At 63.7% G+C, this 18,104-nt stretch carries 17 protein-coding genes and 1 riboswitch; of the genes, 11 read left to right on the top strand and 6 right to left on the bottom strand.

The annotated features are described in order from the left end of the window. Window positions 1–60: 60 nt before the first annotated feature. The 4 genes from MHM84_RS05765 (at window position 61) to MHM84_RS05780 (ending at window position 3,816) form a co-directional block, all read left to right on the top strand. Window positions 61–723, top strand: a complete 663-nt coding sequence (locus tag MHM84_RS05765; RefSeq protein WP_239263486.1) for a hypothetical protein — start codon at window positions 61–63, stop codon at window positions 721–723. A 251-nt stretch (window positions 724–974) separates the two neighbouring features. Further along, window positions 975–1,985, top strand: coding sequence for a TRAP transporter substrate-binding protein (locus MHM84_RS05770; protein ID WP_239263488.1), 1,011 nt, complete (start codon window positions 975–977; stop codon window positions 1,983–1,985). Between the two features lie 113 nt (window positions 1,986–2,098). Beyond that, the gene (locus tag MHM84_RS05775) at window positions 2,099–2,533 is read left to right on the top strand and encodes a TRAP transporter small permease (RefSeq protein WP_239263490.1); all 435 of its coding nucleotides are present in this window, start codon (window positions 2,099–2,101) and stop codon (window positions 2,531–2,533) included. After that, a complete protein-coding gene (locus tag MHM84_RS05780) occupies window positions 2,530–3,816 on the top strand; it encodes a TRAP transporter large permease subunit (protein WP_239263491.1) in 1,287 nt (428 codons plus the stop codon). The genes MHM84_RS05775 and MHM84_RS05780 overlap by 4 nt, the downstream gene beginning before the upstream one ends. A 152-nt stretch (window positions 3,817–3,968) precedes the next feature. Here the strand turns inward: MHM84_RS05780 and MHM84_RS05785 are convergent, their stop codons facing one another. The 4 genes from MHM84_RS05785 to MHM84_RS05800 all read right to left on the bottom strand — a co-directional run bounded on the left by MHM84_RS05785 (window position 3,969) and on the right by MHM84_RS05800 (window position 7,403). Then, a complete protein-coding gene (locus MHM84_RS05785) occupies window positions 3,969–4,373 on the bottom strand; it encodes a metallophosphoesterase family protein (protein WP_343218271.1) in 405 nt (134 codons plus the stop codon). 65 nt (window positions 4,374–4,438) lie between these two features. Further along, entirely contained in the window at window positions 4,439–6,130 is a 1,692-nt protein-coding gene (ilvD, locus tag MHM84_RS05790; protein WP_239263493.1) for a dihydroxy-acid dehydratase, read from the bottom strand. A gap of 99 nt (window positions 6,131–6,229) precedes the next feature. Next, the gene (locus tag MHM84_RS05795) at window positions 6,230–6,925 is read right to left on the bottom strand and encodes a pirin family protein (RefSeq protein WP_275445658.1); all 696 of its coding nucleotides are present in this window, start codon (window positions 6,923–6,925) and stop codon (window positions 6,230–6,232) included. Between the two features lie 34 nt (window positions 6,926–6,959). Further along, window positions 6,960–7,403, bottom strand: a complete 444-nt coding sequence (locus MHM84_RS05800; protein WP_239263495.1) for a DoxX family protein — start codon at window positions 7,401–7,403, stop codon at window positions 6,960–6,962. 130 nt (window positions 7,404–7,533) lie between these two features. Between MHM84_RS05800 and MHM84_RS05805 the strand changes: the two genes are divergently transcribed. Beyond that, window positions 7,534–8,451 (top strand): LysR family transcriptional regulator, encoded by a 918-nt coding sequence (locus MHM84_RS05805; RefSeq protein ID WP_239263497.1) that lies wholly within the window; start codon window positions 7,534–7,536, stop codon window positions 8,449–8,451. 24 nt (window positions 8,452–8,475) lie between these two features. Here MHM84_RS05805 and MHM84_RS05810 read toward each other — a convergent pair whose 3' ends face one another. Then, on the bottom strand, window positions 8,476–9,867 hold the full coding sequence (locus tag MHM84_RS05810) for a sodium:solute symporter (RefSeq protein ID WP_239263499.1): 1,392 nt from the start codon (window positions 9,865–9,867) through the stop codon (window positions 8,476–8,478). Then, window positions 9,857–9,975: riboswitch (TPP riboswitch) on the bottom strand. (Overlaps the previous gene by 11 nt.) Window positions 9,976–10,092: 117 nt before the next feature. Further along, entirely contained in the window at window positions 10,093–11,043 is a 951-nt protein-coding gene (locus tag MHM84_RS05815) for a polyprenyl synthetase family protein (protein WP_239263502.1), read from the bottom strand. Window positions 11,044–11,217: 174 nt separating this feature from the next. Here MHM84_RS05815 and fni point away from each other — a divergent pair, with 174 nt between their 5' ends. The 6 genes from fni (at window position 11,218) to MHM84_RS05845 (ending at window position 18,086) form a co-directional block, all read left to right on the top strand. Further along, on the top strand, window positions 11,218–12,279 hold the full coding sequence (fni, locus tag MHM84_RS05820; RefSeq protein WP_239263504.1) for a type 2 isopentenyl-diphosphate Delta-isomerase: 1,062 nt from the start codon (window positions 11,218–11,220) through the stop codon (window positions 12,277–12,279). Continuing rightward, on the top strand, window positions 12,272–13,567 hold the full coding sequence (locus tag MHM84_RS05825) for a nucleotide disphospho-sugar-binding domain-containing protein (RefSeq protein WP_239263506.1): 1,296 nt from the start codon (window positions 12,272–12,274) through the stop codon (window positions 13,565–13,567). The genes fni and MHM84_RS05825 overlap by 8 nt, the downstream gene beginning before the upstream one ends. Further along, window positions 13,564–14,754, top strand: a complete 1,191-nt coding sequence (crtY, locus tag MHM84_RS05830; RefSeq protein ID WP_239263508.1) for a lycopene beta-cyclase CrtY — start codon at window positions 13,564–13,566, stop codon at window positions 14,752–14,754. Before MHM84_RS05825 ends, crtY begins: the two co-directional genes overlap by 4 nt. Next, a complete protein-coding gene (locus MHM84_RS05835) occupies window positions 14,751–16,244 on the top strand; it encodes a phytoene desaturase (protein WP_239263510.1) in 1,494 nt (497 codons plus the stop codon). The genes crtY and MHM84_RS05835 overlap by 4 nt, the downstream gene beginning before the upstream one ends. After that, entirely contained in the window at window positions 16,241–17,203 is a 963-nt protein-coding gene (gene crtB, locus MHM84_RS05840; RefSeq protein ID WP_239263512.1) for a 15-cis-phytoene synthase CrtB, read from the top strand. The genes MHM84_RS05835 and crtB overlap by 4 nt, the downstream gene beginning before the upstream one ends. Window positions 17,204–17,270: 67 nt before the next feature. Then, the gene (locus MHM84_RS05845) at window positions 17,271–18,086 is read left to right on the top strand and encodes an AraC family transcriptional regulator (RefSeq protein WP_239263514.1); all 816 of its coding nucleotides are present in this window, start codon (window positions 17,271–17,273) and stop codon (window positions 18,084–18,086) included. The last annotated feature ends 18 nt before the right edge of the window (window positions 18,087–18,104 follow it).

Genomic DNA, 18,104 nt, shown 5'->3' on the forward strand with positions numbered 1-18,104 from the left:
GACGTGCTGCGTGACACCACCGGTGCCACGCCTACTCAAGGATGCGACCTCGGAGACCCCATGAAAAAGCTCCTCGCGGGAATGATGCTCGCCGCTGCTGTGCCGGCCTTCGCCGACGGCACGGCCACCATCGCCTCGAACGATAGCCAGCAGGACATGCAGATCCAGTGGGCCGGCGACAAGATGCGCATGGATTTTCCCAGCCAGCAGCACGGCTACATGCTGATGCGTGACGGCAAGGGCTATATGGTCACCCAACAGGGTGGGCAACCGCTCATCATGGATATGTCGATGCTCAGGGATATGAGCGATTCGATGGGCGACGACACTGGCGCCATGGCCAGCCAGGCGGAAACCGTCGACAGCCTGGAAGCCACCGGCGAGACGCAAACCGTCGCCGGCATCGACGGCGAAGTCTATCGCCTCGAGTGGACCGACCGCGGCGGCCAGAGCCACGAGGATACCCTGGTGCTCAGCGACGATCCGTTGGCCCACGAGATGCTGGCTGCCTTCCAGAACTACGTGGAAGCCGTCATGGGCCGCGCCGACCCGATCGGCAAGGCGATACTCGAACGGGACCTTGGCATGCTGCGCTTCGGCGATCGCTTCGAGGTCACCGACATCGCCGACACCTCGCCTGATGCCGGCACGTTCGAGCTACCGGAAAATGCCATAACCATGGATCAAATGATCCGTGAGCGGATGAGTGACGGCGCCCAGTAATCGTCCACCTACTCCCCCTCTAGCGCCGGTTGCTGGACAGGCCGGCGCGGGGAACCAGCCCCCCCATCCAAGCTCTTGGTTTTACCTCTCCGGTTCATGGTGGATGTTCTGTGATGCCATGAATGAGAACCACTACTTGTCAAGGTAAATGGGCGCAATGCCGCTTTTGAGACGAAACCGGTCGCACATGGCGCCAGTGGCTTCCTAGTTTTATGAGAGTTTAAAAACTTAATCATAAAAGGATGTGAGCAATGATAAGAAAAACTCTCACTGTAAGTATTGCCTTGGCGCTTATGACTACCGCTTCGCACGCATGGTCGGATGCCAGAACCCTGAAGTTCCATAGCGGCCTGGCAGAGTCACGTCCCGAGGCCGAGTATCTGGAGCGCTTTGCCGACCTGGTCGAGGAATATTCCAACGGCCAGCTGATGGTAGATGTCTACCATGCTGGATCGCTCGGCCTGAAGGAAGCGGACATGTTGCGCATCATGCAGCGTGGCATGGTCGATATGGCATTGCTGTACGGAGAATATTACAACCGCGATGCTCCGGAAATGGCTTCCATATATGCTCAGGGCGCTATTACGGAAGCGGAACAGCACCTCGATATACTGCCTACCCTGCGCGACCTGTATCGCGAAGGCTATGCCGAGTGGAATATCCATACGGTCGGTGGCGTCGTTGCCCCCGTGTTCGATGTGGGATTGCACTGCAATGAGCCGGTCAACACGCTCGGGGGACTACGCGACAAGAAGGTCCGGGTCTGGTCGGGGCATCTTGTCGACACCTTCGAGCGTCTTGGCATCTCGGCCCAGGTAATCCCTCAGAACGATATGTATCTGGCCTTGCAGACTGGCGTTGTCGACTGTGCCTATTACCTGTCTACCGTGGCGAAAACGGTATCTCTCCAGGAAGTGACCGACTACGAAGCCTACCTTCACCCTTGGGCGGCCTCTCCTTGGATGTTCGGCGTGAGCGACCGCACCTGGAGTAGTCTGGATGAGCAACAACAGCAGGCCCTGGCGCGTGCCGGAGAGGAGATATGGCAGGCGACCCGCGAAGTCGCGGTGAATCCGCAACGCGAGGCCAGTGCGCGCGAGGAACGCGAAGCCATGGGAATCACGATCTTGCCTGCCTTCTCTGATGAAGATGTACAGACCTTCGTGGATGCGGCATGGGCAGCTTGGCATGACATGGCTAGTGAAGCCGGGGACGAAGGCGTTCGCTACTACGAAACCGTGACCAACGAGCTTCAGCCTTGAAAGGCTCCATGCAGATGACTGACTAAAGAGGCGCCTGGATGAGAGTCTTGTCTACGTGTCTGGACAGGCTGGTGTACTGGATATTCTTGATAGGCGTATGCGGAGGAGTGTTCATGACCGGCCTCGTGCTGGTCAGCACCCTGATGAGATACCTCGTCGGAAGACCTATCGGGTTCTCGGACGAGCTGTCAGGCCTGCTGTTTCTCTCCCTATCGTTCCTGTCACTGCCGCATGTGCTGAACACCAGCCAGCATATTCGTATCGACCTTCTGGTGCGTGCCCTTCCTTCACGGATGGCCGCCGTCGCCGATATTTTCGCCAACGCGATTCTGGTGGCCTTCGCCAGTATCTTTGCCTATCAGGCCTGGGATTTCATGACATTCTCCCTGCAGATCGGGGCGCGTTCCGAGATCAGTGGCGTACTGCTATGGCCTTGGATGGCGCTGATGCCTCTGTCGATGCTGCTTTGCATTCTAATCGTCGTAAGAAACGGGCTGCGGGGTCTTACCCACAACGGCGATAGATCATCTGGGGAGGGGCTGTCATGAGTTGGGCGATACTAAGCGTTAGCCTGCTGACATTTCTCGGCAGTGGCGCCGTGCTTGGTGCGGCCCTCGGTCTCACCGGGTTCATCCTGCTGCATTTTCAGGCCGGTGGCGCCTCGGCCCTGGCGATCAACTCCGCCTGGAACCTGTTGACCGAGTTCACGCTCAGTGCCGTGCCGCTGTTCATCTTTCTCGGCGATATCCTGCTGGCCAGTGGGGTTTCCACCCGGGTTTACAATGGCCTGACGCCACTTTTCCGGCGGATTCCAGGCCAACTGCTGCATACGAATATCGCAGTCTGCACTCTATTCGGTGCAGTGAGCGGTTCCAGTACGTCTACCGCAGCGGCGATCGGATCGGTCGGTTATCCCGAGCTTAGTCAGCGCGGCTACTCGCCGAGCATGATCGTGGGCACGCTGGCGGCGGGAGGAACACTCGGACTGCTGATCCCCCCTAGCCTGTCACTGCTGATCTATGGGGCGACTCAGAACGTATCGATTGGCAAGTTGTTCCTTGCAGGCATGTTGCCCGGGCTGATGATCGCGCTGGCATTCTTCTGCTGGATCATGGTGCGAGCAAGCGTCGGCACGCCTGTAGCACCGCCACGGAACGAGAAGATGGATTGGCGGGCGGTGGGACGCGGCCTGCTGGAAGTCTGGCCCTTGCCGATCCTTATCTTCTTCGTGTTGGGCACCATCTACATGGGGATCGCTACTCCCACCGAGGCGGCAGCTCTAGGGGTGACGGCCAGCATCGTGCTTGGCATGACTTGGGGCGATCTCGACATGAAGAGACTGTGGGAGGCCTTCAAGCATGCGTCGATGATGTTCGGCGCCATCGCGATGATACTGATCGGCACCGTGATCCTTTCTCAGGCGGTGAGCCTGCTGGGCCTGCCGAGAACCGCAGTGGATTCCATCGCCGGCCTGGGGCTGGATCGCTATGGCATTCTGCTCATGATCGTGCTCGTCTATCTGATTCTCGGGTGCTTCTTCGACGGTATATCCCTGCTCCTGATGACTCTCCCCATCACCTTCCCGATGGTGACTGCCCTGGGCTTTGACCCTGTCTGGTTTGGTGTGATCGTGACGCTGTTGATGGAAGTTGGCATGATCACGCCACCCGTGGGGCTCAATCTGTTCGTATTATGCTCGATCACCCGCAATGAGGTTACTCTGCCTGCTGCCGCTTGGGCCTCGCTGCCCTACTGGGTGATCCTTCTCGCGGCGGTAGGTTTGTACACCCTGTTTCCTGGCTTGGTTCTTTGGCTGCCCAATATGCTTTAGATTCTTTCGGAGACGTCGCCGAGCGAGGGTATGACAAGGCAAAATGACGAAGGCCAACCTCGCTCGCATCCGAGTGACGCAGAGTCAACGAGCATCGTGGGCTGATATTTATCGCAGTGTAGCCGAGCGCATACAGTTTTCGCGCATATCATCTAGATCGGCAGGTGCAGGATTGCGCCGCGCAATCCGCGTGCGTCCGCCCACAGCTTGCCCACGGTGATCGGCAGCGTGAAACGCCGCCGCCCACCGCCGCCCGGATTGAACAATAGCCGCCCATCCTGCCACTCGTTGCGCGGCTTGTGGGAATGACCGTGCAACACGGCATCGCAGGACGTATCGGGAGCGAAGTCGGCCAGGTCGTGGACCAGATGCAATCGCCAGCCATTGACGACGAGATCCTGAGTCATGGGCAGACGCTCGGCCCAGTCCGGCGTATCGATATTGCCGCGTACGGTGTACAACGGCGCCATTCCGGCCAGGCGCTCCAGGATCTCCTCGTCACGCTCACGGCTACCCACGTCGCCCAAGTGCAGCAACAGCTCGCAGCCATCGAGCATGGCCAGCGCTGTCGGCGATCACGCCGATCGGCGAAGCAATGTCGTGAGCCGGCGCAGGCATTCCGTTATTCCGGCAAGTCGGTGACGGCACCCTTGGATGCCGAACTGACGACCCGAGCATACTTGGCCAGCACGCCGCGCCGGTATCTTGGCTCGGGCTGACGCCAGGCGGCACGACGGCGAGCCAGCTCATCGTCACTGAGGTTGACCTCGATGACGTCGGCCTCGGCATCGATGGTGATCTCGTCGCCATCTTCCACCAGCGCGATCGGTCCGCCCTCGAAGGCTTCCGGCGTCACGTGGCCGACCACGAAGCCATGGCTGCCGCCCGAGAAGCGCCCGTCGGTGATCAGTGCGACGTCGTTACCCAGGCCTCGCCCCATGATCGCCGAGGTCGGCGTGAGCATCTCGCGCATGCCCGGTCCGCCCTTGGGCCCCTCGTAGCGGATCACCAGCACGTCGCCGGCCACCACGGTGCCGTCGTTGATGCGCGCCTGAGCCTCCTCTTCGGAGCCGAACACCCGGGCGCGGCCCGTGAAGCGCGTGCCTTCCTTGCCGGTGATCTTGGCCACTGCGCCGGTGGGCGCCAGATTGCCGTACAGGATGCGCAGGTGACTCTGCGCCTTGATCGGCTTGTCCAGCGGCATGATGATCTGCTGGTCATCCGGGTAGGGTTTCACGTCGGCCAGGTTCTCGGCCAGGGTCCGGCCGGTCACCGTCAGGCAGTCGCCGTGCAGCAGCCCGGCATCGAGCAGCGTCTTCATCAGCGGCTGGATACCGCCGATGGCGACCAGCTCGCTCATCATGTAATGGCCGCTGGGGCGCAGGTCGGCAACCACCGGCACACGTTTACCGATGCGCGTGAAGTCCTCCAGCGATAGCTCGACGCCGATAGTGCTGGCCATGCCGATCAGGTGCAGTATGGCGTTGGTCGAGCCGCCGAGGGCGATGACCACGGTGATGGCGTTCTCGAACGCCTCACGGGTCATGATGTCGCTGGGCTTGATGTCCTTCTCGAGCAGTTCGAGAACGGCCTCGCCGGCGGCATGGCAGTCGTCGCGCTTGGTCTGCGAGACGGCGTTCTGCGCCGAGCTGTTGGGCAGGCTCATGCCCAGCGCCTCGATCGCCGAGGCCATGGTATTGGCGGTATACATGCCACCGCAGGACCCGGGGCCGGGAATCGCCGTTTCCTCGATCTGCTTGACGGCGATGCGATCGATGTCGCCGCGTGAGTGCGCGCCCATGGCCTCGAAGACCGAGACGATATCGGTATGGTTCTCACCGGGCAGGATGGTGCCGCCGTAGACGAAGATGCTGGGCCGGTCGAGACGCGCCAGCCCCATCATGCAGCCCGGCATGTTCTTGTCGCAGCCGCCGATGGCCACCAGGCCGTCGAACCCTTCGCAGCCGGCCACCGTCTCGATGGAATCGGCAATCACCTCGCGCGAGACCAGCGAGTACTTCATGCCCTCGGTGCCGTTGGCGATGCCGTCGGAGATGGTGATGGTGTTGAAGATCACGCCCTTGCCGCCGGCCGCGTCGGCGCCCAATCGCGCCTGCTCGGCCAGGGTGTCGATATGGCTGTTGCACGGAGTGACCTGGCTCCAGGTCGAGGCGATGCCGACCTGGGGTTTGGTGAAGTCCTCGTCGCTGAAGCCCACCGCACGCAGCATGGCGCGACTGGCGGCCTTGCCCGGCCCATCGACGACCGGGCTGGAATAGCGACGACGTGGATCCTGGGAATTCTCCTTGCTCATGGTCTCTCTCCGCGGCATGCATGGTCAGAACAGAGTCTGGCCATGCACCGCCACGGTTGCAAACCCTAAGCCGCTCGCCAAGTAAAACCTCTCGCCGGCTCAGGCCAGATCGAACAACAATAGTTCGGCGTCCTCGTTCCCCGTCACGTCGATGGCCTCGCCGGGCTCGAAGGCCGCGGCATCTCCAGCCGACAGCGCCCGGCCATTGATCTCGACCTTGCCGCGCGCCACATGCAGCCAGGCGTGGCGGGTATCGGGCACGACGAACGACAGCGCTTGCCCAGGTGCCACCAAGGAGGCGTACAGGTTGACATCCTGATGCACCGTGACCGAGCCGTCTCGCCCATCGCGCGAGGCAACCAGCCGCCACCGATCCTGACGCTCGGCCGCGGGGAACGCCTTCTGTTCGTAGCTGGGTGCAATACCGCCGCGCTCGGGCTCGATCCAGATCTGCAGGAAATGCACCTCGCGGTCCTTGGCGTTATTGAACTCACTATGCCGCACGCCCGTACCCGCTGACATGCGCTGGACCTCGCCGGGGCGAATGATTTCGCCATTGCCCATGCTGTCTTGGTGAGCCAGCTCGCCTTCCAGAACGTAGGAGATGATTTCCATGTCACGGTGGGCATGAGCCCCAAAGCCCTTGCCACCCTCGACACGGTCCTCGTTGATTACCCGCAGCGCCCTGAAGCCCATGTGCTCAGGATCGTAGTAATTGGCGAACGAGAAGGTGTGGTATGAGCGCAGCCAGCCATGGTCGGCATAACCGCGCTGATTTCCTGAACGAACGATCATGATGGTTTCCTCCGTTTAACGTGTCGGGATGAAGTCAGGCGTGGTTCGCGCAGCGGCGGTCGAGCGACACACTCCCCGCGCCACTGAAGACCAGCGAGACGGAGATGGCGAGCAGGGCCAAGGCGAACTCGTAACCGTTGTTGCTCATGAACAAGCCATTGCCGATGTGGACGCTAAAGATCGCTATCAGCATGGCAAAGGCCAATACCGCAGCGGCCGGCCGAACCAGCAGTCCCAGCAATAGCGCCAGCCCGCCGAAGAACTCGGCGCCACCGACCAGCAACGCCATCAGATACCCCGGCTCGATGCCGATCGACGCCAGCCACTGCCCGGTCCCTTCGAGACCGTAACCGCCGAACCAGCCAAACAGCTTCTGGCCGCCGTGCGCCATGAAGATCAGCCCCACCGGCACGCGCAGGGCCAGTGTCGCCAGGCTGGAGCGGGTGGATACCATCTGAGAGAGTATTTGTGATTTCATGAAAGATTCCTGAGTTCGGTGATGAGTCACTGAACTCAGGATACGCGCTGCTTTCACCGGAAATGTCGCAATGTTTAGCGTAAAACGATCGGCGTTTTCGATGATTTCATATCCATGAGGCCCGCCCCCCATGACGACACGCATCCCCCGTATCAGCCTGGAACAGTGGGCAGTCCTTCAGGCGGTAGTCGACGAAGGCAGCTTCGCTCAGGCCGCAGAGGCGCTGAACAAGAGCCAGTCTTCGGTAAGCTATGCCATTAAGGGCATGCAGGAGCGCCTGCCTGTCGATGTGCTGACATTACGCGGACGCAAGGCGGAACTCTCGGACGCCGGCGAGGCGCTGTTGCGACGGGCCCGGGTACTGATCGACGAAGCCCTTCGCCTGGAGCGGCTGGCCGATAATCTGGCGCAAGGCTGGGAGCCGGAAGTGCGGCTGGCCGTGGAGATCATCTTTCCGCCCGACGTGCTCGGGCAGGCACTGACTGCCTTCGTCCCCAAGAGCCGCGCCACTCGGGTACAACTGATCGAGTCGGTGCTTTCCGGTACCCACGAGGCCCTGCTTAATCATGAGGCCGACCTGATCGTCACCAACCGCATGCCGCCTGGCTTTCTTGGGCAGGCACTGATGCCGATAGAGTTCATTGCTGTCGCCCATGCCCAGCATGCCTTGCACCAGCTAGAGCGTGAGCTGACATCTCAGGACCTGGCCGGACATCGCCAGTTCGTGGTCCGCGACAGTGGGCTCAAGCGCCGTCAGGATGCCGGCTGGCTCGGCGCCGAACAGCGCTGGACCGTGTCTCACCTCAAGACCTCAATCCAGTTTGTCACTCAGGGGCTGGGGTTCGCCTGGCTGCCGCGCGAACATATCCGGGAAGAGTTGGCCGCGGGCCAGCTGAGGCCGTTGCCGCTCGTCGAAGGGGGCAGTCGGCAGGAAACGCTGTATATGGTTTTTGCGGACCGTGACGGGGCGGGACCGGCGACCCGGGCCTTGGCACATGCCCTGCAGGACACGTGCCAGGCCGCCTGCGCCCGAGCAACAGGCAACTGAGTGCCGGATGCTGTGAGGCGCCACCTAGGTGTATTGCGGGCTGGGCCGCGGCTTTATCAGGGCGACCAGCACGCCGGTCACGCTGGATGCCAGTAGCGCGCCGACGAACGGCGCCAACGTCGGCGCACCACCGGGAAAACTCGCCGCGAGCAGGCCGGCCTGCAGGCTGCCCTGGGCGATCCACCCCGGCAGCACGGCGCCGGCCAGCCCGGCGATACCTCCGCTGACCGCTGCCGCGGTGCTCATGCGCGACCACAAGCCCAGCAACACCGGCACCACGGCCGTCGCACACAAGAGATCGGCAATCAGGAACAGGCGCAGCACCGACACGCCCTGCAGCGCGATGACCACCACCGGCACCATCAATGCTAACGTCAGCCAGCGCGCTCCGCTCAGGGACAATCCCCACCGCGACAGGCCGTCGCCCACGGCCAGCGAGGCAATACCGTTTTGTAGCGTATCGACGCTGGAAGCGACCAGCGTCACCGCCAGCACCAGTGCCAGCAGTTTGAGCCAGCCCGGCGCTTCGCTGAGCAATGCGAAGAACGGCATCGGCGGTTCGCCCAGTCCTATCCCGCTCATCGCCGCGAGTATGCCCAGCCCGCCGACTACGGCCACCACCAGGATCGTCGTCACGCCGCCCAGTACCGCGCCCTGCCCCAGGGCCGCGCCGTTTCTGGCCGCCCAGACACGCTGCCAGTAGCCCTGATGAAAGAGGTTGGCGGCGGTCACCGCGATGACCAGCGTCAGCGCCACGCTCAGCGCGCTGCCGGTGGGCGCGCCAGGCAGCGTAGCGTCGACGGGCATGGCCGGCAGCCGCTGCAGGGCGACGACACTCACCACGGCCAGCAGGCCGATCAATAGCAGGGCCTGCCAGCGGTCGGTGACCAGGCTGGCGCGCAGCCCGCCCCAGGCGGTATAGATCAGCGTGATGATAGCGACCGCCACCACCACCACCCCGCCCGGTACATCCGACAGCAATGCCGTGATCCCGCCGATGGCGGTCAGCTCGGCGGCCAGGAAGCAAGCCATGTAGAGTACCGAGATCAACGACACGTAGCGGCGCACGGCATTGCCGAAGCGCGCTGCGGCAAACTCGCCGATGCTGCGCCCTTCAGGCAGGCGGCGGCGAATGGCCGGCCCGCAAAGCGCCAGCACGATGAACGGCAGCGCCGACCCCAGCGCATAGCCGCCCAGCGCGACAGGACCGACGAACGCTCCCACTTCCGGTGGCGCAAAGAGAATCCATGCACCCATGCCCGAGGCCAGGAACGATAGCCCCAGAGTCGACGCGTTCTGCGAATTGCGTGCGGTGACATAATCGTCGAGGTTGGTGCCGGCGCGGCTTGCGCGCAGACCGAGAATGGCAAACAGCAGCAAGGCGGCGCCCAGCGCCGCCAGGGTGGCGTACAGCATGTCGCTCTTCCTCCGCCGGTGTGAACCGGATCAGGTTCCAGGGTCAGTCATCTTCAAGGAATGACAATCTCAGCCCTACCGGTTGGCAGGACACCCCTGGCGACAGTGAATGAATTGTGGACCCGACGATGTCGGGTAGCGCTAATGATCGACCCGGAGGCGCTGGGTGTAAAGCGTCGTGACTGACATGACCCAGCCAATCATGGCCTAGGCAACCGGGGGGGGCTAGAGGCGAGACAGAGGGAAGGCGATCGCTTCTGTGGAGCGGAGCGCCCCCAATTCGTTGTCGAAGCGGGAAAACAGGTCGTGCACGAACCGGCTAAGCGGCGGATCGTCACCGAATACTGCGACCAAGTGCCGGTCCGCCTCGGCCAGGTGCCCCGCCAATCGCTGGCGGACCTCCGCTTCGCCGAGCAGGGCGACCAGGGTCGTCTTGCCATCGTCCTGGTCGACATCCTTGCCGTTAACGGCTAGCCCATCGGTGAGATCGTCGTAAAGCTGGTAGGCCTGACCGAGCACCAGGGCAAAACGCTGCAGACGTGATGCAGTGGGCTCGTCCGCGCCAGCGGCGAGTCCCGCCAATGCCAGGGTCGCCTGGAACAGTACGCCGGTCTTGAGCGTGTTCGTCGTGGAGACGTCATCCACGCTGCGCAACTGTCGGGAGGCATGCAGATCCTGATACTGCCCCCTGACCAGCCCCTGGTCACCAACCGCCCGGGAAAGCTGCATCACCATCTGCGCGCATGTTTCAGGAGAAATGCCAGGCGCCTGCGACACCAGGCCGAACGCCCGACTCAATAGCGCCACCATCGCCAGCATGGCAACGTCTTCACCGTACTGGCGGTGGGTCGTCGGTCGCCCCCGGCGCAGGCTGGCGTCATCCATGCAGGGCAAATCGTCGAGAATCAGCGAGGCACTATGGATCATCTCCACGGCACAGCCCAGATCGAGCAGGGCCGGCGAGTCGCCTCCCACCCCCCTGGCAGCAAGAATCAACAGGCAGGGGCGCACGCGCTTGCCACCGGAAAGCAGACAGTCGCGCATCGCCAGGGTTATGGGATCGCCTGCCTGCCTCGGTAGCAGTTGCTCCAGGCGTGCGTCGATCTGGCGGCGAAGGTCGGAGAACTCGTTCGCCGCCTCGTTAACGCTATCGGGTCGATGTGATATTGAGCCCATCTGGAGACACTCCGTTATGCACCCCGGCGCGACATTGTTATCTTGAGAAAGCGGTAGGCTTGGTATCGATTGACGACACACGCTTTGCATTGCCATGATTGTACAAGTTACGTATAACTCTAGGCACTCCTTTCAACAATAGCAATCCATAACCCTTAGGCCCAGGAGACGCACATGGCCGATGGCGATCTGGTAAACCGCAAGAACGATCATCTAGACATCGTCCTGGATGATCAGCGTGCGCTTGCCCCCGGGCAGACGGGCTTCGCGCGCTATCAGTTCGAGCATTGCGCCTTGCCACAGTTGCACCTGGACGACATCGACCTGTCCACCCAGCTACTGGGCAAGCCACTCCGCGCACCACTGTTGATCAGCTCGATGACCGGCGGGGCCGAACGCGCCAAGGCCATCAACCATCATTTGGCCGAGGCTGCCGAAGCTCTTGGCATTGCATTGGCCATCGGCTCGCAGCGGGTGGCGCTGCAGTCCGGCAGCGATCATGGCCTGACCCGCGAGCTGCGCAAGCTCGCCCCGAGCATCCCCCTGCTGGGCAACATCGGCGCCGCCCAACTGGTTGAGAAGGAAGGCACCGACTGGGCTCGCCGTGCCGTCGACATGATCGGCGCCGATGCACTCATCGTGCATCTCAACCCCCTTCAGGAAACCGTACAGGCCGGCGGAGACCGCGACTGGCGCGGCATTCTCGAAGCCATCGAATACCTGGTCACGGCGCTGGACGTCCCGGTCGTGATCAAGGAAGTGGGAGCTGGCATCTCGGCCTCGGTCGCCCGCTCGCTGATCGACGTCGGTGTGGCCGCGATCGATGTGGCGGGGGCCGGCGGCACCAGCTGGGCTGCCGTGGAAGCCGAGCGCTCGACGGACGACACCTCGCGCAAGGTGGCCATGGCCTTCGCTGGCTGGGGGATACCCACCGCTCTGGCTCTGCAGTCGGTGCGTCAGGCGCTGCCCGACACGCCACTGATCGCCTCGGGCGGTATCCGTGATGGCGTGGATGCCGCCAAGGCGATCCGTCTGGGTGCCGATGTGGTCGGTCAGGCGGCGGCGGTGCTGCACAGCGCCACACAATCCACCCAGGCGGTGATCGAGCACTTCAAGATAGTGATTCGCCAGTTGCGCATCGCCTGCTTCTGCACCGGTAGTGCGGACCTTCCGGCCTTGCGTCGCGCCGCTCTGATCGACCTTCGGGATCCGGCACCGGGCAGCCTGCATGGCTAAACCCAAGCATATCGCCGCTGTTGCCCCGCCCTTCCCGAGCCATTACCGTGCGCTACAGGCTTTGGCTCTGGAACTGCTCGAGCGTGGCCACCGCGTGACCTTCATCGGTCAGCCAGACGCCGCGCGCTGGCTCTTTGATCCCCGCATCGGCTTTCACGCCGTAGGGCACGCCAATCATCCTCCAGACTCGCTGACACGGACCCTGCAACTGGCTGCCAACCCCGGTGGTCCACTGGGCCTGCAGCGGCTGATTCGCGAGCTGGCACGCAGCACCGACATGCTCTGCCGCGAGGTGCCCGATGCCCTGAGTGAGCTGGGCATCGATCTCCTGCTCTGCGATCAGATGGAAGCCGCTGGCGGGCTGGTCGCCGAGGCCGCAGGGCTACTCTACGTCTCCGTGGCCTGCGCCCTGCCGGTCAACCGCGAACCCGGCATCCCACTGCCGGTCATGCCGATGACGTATGGCCAAGGGCCACGCTTCAGCCACATGTACGAGGGCAGCGAGCGTGTCCACGACTGGCTAATGGCGCCCCTGCACAGGGTCATCGCCGGCCATGCCGACACTTTCGGGCTGTCGCCCCGTAGCGGGCTGCACGACTGCCTGTCGCCCTATGCCCAGATCAGCCAGACGGTGCCCGCTTTCGAGCTGCCACGCCAAGCCCTGCCTGCACACTTTCATCATGTCGGACCGCTGCGCCCACCCGTCACGGCCCAAGGCCCGCTGGACTTGCCGATTGCAGAAGATCGCCCGCTGGTATTCGCCTCGCTGGGTACACTGCAAGGCCATCGGTTTTCACTGTTCCGGCGTATCGCCAAGGCCTGCAGACGACTCGATGTACAGCTGCTATTGGCCCACTGCGGCGGCCTGGACGCTACCCGGATACGCGTTCTGGAGCGCGAGGGAGCGACCTGGGTCACCGACTTCGCTCCGCAGCGTGCCGCGCTGGCCCGTGCCGATGCCGTGGTGACGCATGGCGGCCTCAATACGGTGATGGATGCCTTAGCGACCCGCACGCCGATGCTCGTGCTGCCCATCGCCTTCGACCAGCCAGGTGTCGCAACCCGTGTCGACCACGCTGGGGTCGGCCTACGCGCCTCCCCGACATTCGCCAGCGCTCGGTCACTGGCCAGCAAATTGGATGACCTATTGCATGACCGGCGTTTCGCCGCGCCACTGGATCGCCTGGGGCTGGAGGTCGACACTGCCGGCGGTGCCCCGGCTGCCGCCGATATCGTCGAGGGCGTGATCGGTGACCACGTGTCTGCAGCCAGGATGAACTACGCATGACGACGCCACATTACGATCTGATCCTGGTGGGTGGCGGCCTGGCCAACGGCCTGATCGCGCTGCGCCTCAAGCTTGAACGCCCTGCACTGCGCCTGCTGATGCTGGAACGCGATGCGCGCCCCGGCGGCAACCATACATGGTCGTTTCATGCAGGCGACCTCGATGCTGCCCAGCACGCCTGGCTGTCCCCCCTGGTCGGTTGTCGCTGGGCGGGCCACCGGGTGGTCTTCCCGCAGCGCACGCGCCAGCTGCGGGGTGGCTATGCCAGCATCTTCTCGGCGGATTTCGCCGGAGCGCTGGAAGACGCGCTCGGCAACGACCTATGGGCGGATACCTGCGTCGAATCGGTGCAACCCACCCATGTGACGCTGGCCGACGGACGCGTCCTGCATGCCGGCGCGGTCATCGACGGCCGTGGCGTCACGAACAACCCGCACGTAGCGCTGGGCCATCAGGCCTTTCTCGGCCAGGAAGTTCGCCTGGCGCTTCCGCATGGCCTGGAGCAGCCCATCCTCATGGACGCCAGCGTCACCCAGGACGACGGCTATCGCTTCGTCTACGTCCTGCCCTTCACGGCCGATACGCTGCTCATCGAGGACACCCATTACGTCGATGGGCCGCAGGTCGACGCGGCCAGCTTGCGCGGACATATCCAGGCCTATGCCCAGGCGCAGGGATGGGAGATTCGCGAAACGCTGCGCGAGGAGCATGGCGTACTGCCGATCACCCTGGCGGGGGATATCGAGGCTTTCTGGCGCGACGCCGATGGTCAGCCACGCAGCGGGCTGCGCGCCGGGCTGTTCCACCCCACCACCGGCTATTCGCTGCCCCACGCCGTGCGTCTCGCCGAACTTATCGCAGGCCTCGACGACCTGAGCGCCCCGGCGCTGTTCGCTGCCATCCGCGACACGGCGTGCCGCGAATGGCGTCATCAAGGTTACTTCCGGCTGCTCAACCGCATGCTGTTCCTGGCCGGACGCAGCGACCAGCGCTGGCGCGTCATGCAACGTTTCTACGGCCTGCCCGAGCCGCTGATCGAGCGCTTCTACGCCGGCCGACTCACCAGCGCCGACAAATTGCGTATCGTCGTCGGCAAGCCGCCGGTGCCGCTGGGCGAGGCGGCGCGCGCCGTACAATTGACCCGCCCCGAGCAAGTCGTTTTTCATCAACACAGGAGCCGCCCATGACCTCTCCCAAGCGTGCCGTGGTGATCGGCGCCGGCTTCGGCGGCCTGGCCCTGGCCATTCGCCTACAGGCCGGCGGCTACCGGACCACACTGCTGGAGAAGCGCGACAGGCCCGGTGGTCGCGCCTATGTCTACGAGGATAAAGGCTTCGTCTTCGATGCCGGCCCCACGGTGATTACCGATCCCTCGGCCCTGGAGGAACTCTTCATGCTCGCTGGCAGGCGGCTGGATGATTACGTCGAGTTGCTGCCGGTCACGCCGTTCTACCGCCTGTGCTGGGAGGACGCGCCCGCCTTCGATTACGTCAACGATCAGGCCGAACTCGAACGCCAGATTGCCGAGCGCAATCCGGCGGATGTGGAAGGTTACCGGCAGTTTCTGAGCTACTCGCGGGCGGTATTCGAGGAGGGCTATCGCAAGCTCGGCGCCGTGCCGTTCCTGTCGTTTCGCGACATGGCGCGCGCCGGGCCGCAACTCGCCAGGTTGCAGGCCTGGAAGAGCGTTTACGCCATGGTGTCGCGCTTCATTCAAGACGAGCACCTGCGCCAGGCGTTCTCCTTTCACTCGCTGCTGGTGGGCGGCAACCCCTTCGCCACGTCGTCGATCTACACCCTGATCCACGCCCTGGAGCGCGAATGGGGTGTGTGGTTTCCGCGCGGCGGCACCGGCGCGCTGGTGAGCGGCATGGTTCGCCTGTTCGAAGACCTGGGCGGTCGACTCGAACTCAACGCCCCGGTCAGTCGTATCGAGGTCGACGGCGACCGCGTCAGTGGCGTCGTGGTCGAGGACGGTCGCCGCTTCCCGGCCGACGCCCTGGCGTCCAATGCCGATGTCATGCACACCTATGGCAAATTGCTCGGCACCCACCCACGCGGTGTCAGCCAGGCCCGCGCACTGGGCCGCAAGCGCTTCAGCATGTCGCTGTTCGTGATCTACTTCGGCCTCGATACGCCACCGCCCGAGGGGCTGGAGCACCATACGGTGTGCTTCGGGCCGCGCTACCGCGAGTTGATCGACGACATCTTCAACGGCGAGACGCTGGCCGACGACTTCTCGCTCTATCTGCATGCGCCGTGCGTTACCGATCCGTCATTGGCGCCGCCCGGCTGCAGCGCGCACTACGTACTCGCCCCGGTGCCCCACCTGGGCAAGGCGCCCATCGACTGGCGCGTCGAGGGGCCGCGCTATCGCGACCGCATCCTCGACTATCTCGAACGCCACTACATTCCTGGCCTGCGCGAACATCTGGTCACCTGCCGTCACTTCACGCCCGAGGATTTCCGCGACGAACTCAACGCTCACCTGGGCTCGGCGTTCTCGCTGGAACCCATCCTTACCCAGAGCGCCTGGTTCCGCCCGCACAACCGCGACTCACGAATCGACAACCTCTATCTGGTCGGCGCCGGCACCCACCCCGGTGCCGGCGTGCCGGGCGTGATCGGCTCGGCCAAGGCCACGGCCGGCCTGATGCTGGAGCAGCTCGGTGCATGAGTGAAACGACTAATCTGAGCAACATGAACGACCTGGCACGCCACGCCACCCAGACCATCCAGGCTGGCTCGAAGAGCTTTTCCACCGCCTCGCGCCTGTTCGACCCCGCCACCCGGCGCAGCGCCGTGATGCTCTACGCCTGGTGTCGTCATTGCGACGATGTGATCGACGGTCAGGAACTGGGCTTCGGCCAGGCCGATGGCGAGCGCGCCGATGCGGCCTGCCTGGCCGAGCTACGCGAGACGACCCGGCGTGCCTATGCCGGCGAGACGATGGAAAGTCCGCCCTTCGCCGCCTTTCAGCAGGTCGTTCTGACCCACCGCATTCCCGCACGCTACCCCATGGATCACCTCGACGGTTACGCCATGGACGTGCATCGACATCGTTACGAGACGCTCGAAGATACGCTGACCTACTGCTACCGCGTTGCGGGGGTGGTGGGCGTGATGATGGCCATGGTGATGGGGGTACGCGACGAACCGACCCTGGACCGCGCCTGCGATCTCGGTCTGGCTTTTCAACTGACCAACATCGCCCGCGACATCGTCGAGGATGCCGGCATCGGCCGCTGCTATCTGCCCACCGAGTGGCTGCGTGAAGCCGGCATCCCGGCCGATGAGATTGTCGATCCGAGTCATCGCGATGCCCTGGCAGGACTGGCCGCGCGCCTGGTCGATCTGGCGGAGCCCTACTATCAGTCAGCCAAGGGTGGGCTCAATGCGCTGCCGCTACGCTCTGCCTGGGCCATCGCCACGGCACACGGCGTCTATCGGGAAATCGGCATCAAGGTAAAAGCGCAGGGCGCCCGCGCCTGGGATACGCGGGCCTCGACCAGCCAGGCCGACAAGCTGCGCCTGCTGGCCCAGGGCTCGGCCATGGCGCTTCGCTCGCGAGCCGGCACGCCCGAGCCGAGACCGCCCGGGCTGTGGACGCGATCTCGTCACGCTCTGTCCAACTAGTCGACAGCTCGCCTACGGTGGCATTCTTCGGCACCATGCAATCTGCATCATCCGCCGAGGAATCCCCATGAGTCAGTTCTGGCGCGATCCGGCACTGCCCTTCGTCGAGAGCCGCCGGGCCAGCCACAGTCGGGCCTGTTATCGGGCGCACAGCCATCCTACCCTGTCGATCGGCGTGGTGGATCGTGGCCGCAGTCTTTTCCAGTGTCGGGATGCGCGGTTCACCCTGACGCCGGGCAGCCTGGTCAGCATCCCGGCCAACGTCGTGCACGCCTGCAACCCCCTGCCAACGCTCAGTTGGAGCTACCAGATGCTGTATCTGGATGCTGACTGGGTAGCCGACGTGCTGGGTAACGAGGCCTCCCTCTCCCATGCGAACGCCTTCGTCGTCGCCTCGTCTCCGGCCTACCGGGCCTTCTGCCGGCTCAATGCCCGGTTGTTCTCCTCGGCGTCGAACGAGGAGAAGGAAGCCGAACTTATCGCCTTTCTACGTGAACGTCTCTGGTGCAGCGGCACCGCAATTGCCTTGCCGGGACCGTCACGGACACGGCTCGCGACCATCCAGGCCCGTCTGCTGGAGGATCTCGACCGGCCACTCAGCCTGGAGACGCTGGCGCAAAATCATGGCCTGAGCCGCTATCAGCTGATTCGCCTGTTTCGACGCGAAACGGGCCTGACGCCGCACGCCTGGCTGCAGGATCGACGCATCCGGCAGGCGCGCCGGCGCCTGCAGCAGGGCGCCGATCTGGCCAGCCTGGCCCAGGAACTGGGATTTGCCGATCAGGGCCACTTTCAGCGCGTCTTCAAGGATCGGGTGGCCACCACACCGGGGCGCTATCGCCATCGCGATCCGGGGGCCGAGGACAGGGCAATCCGATCCTGAGGCGCACTTTCCTTCAAT

Origin of the sequence: Halomonas sp. McH1-25, assembly GCF_022348165.1 — a bacterium.
GTDB lineage: Bacteria > Pseudomonadota > Gammaproteobacteria > Pseudomonadales > Halomonadaceae > Modicisalibacter.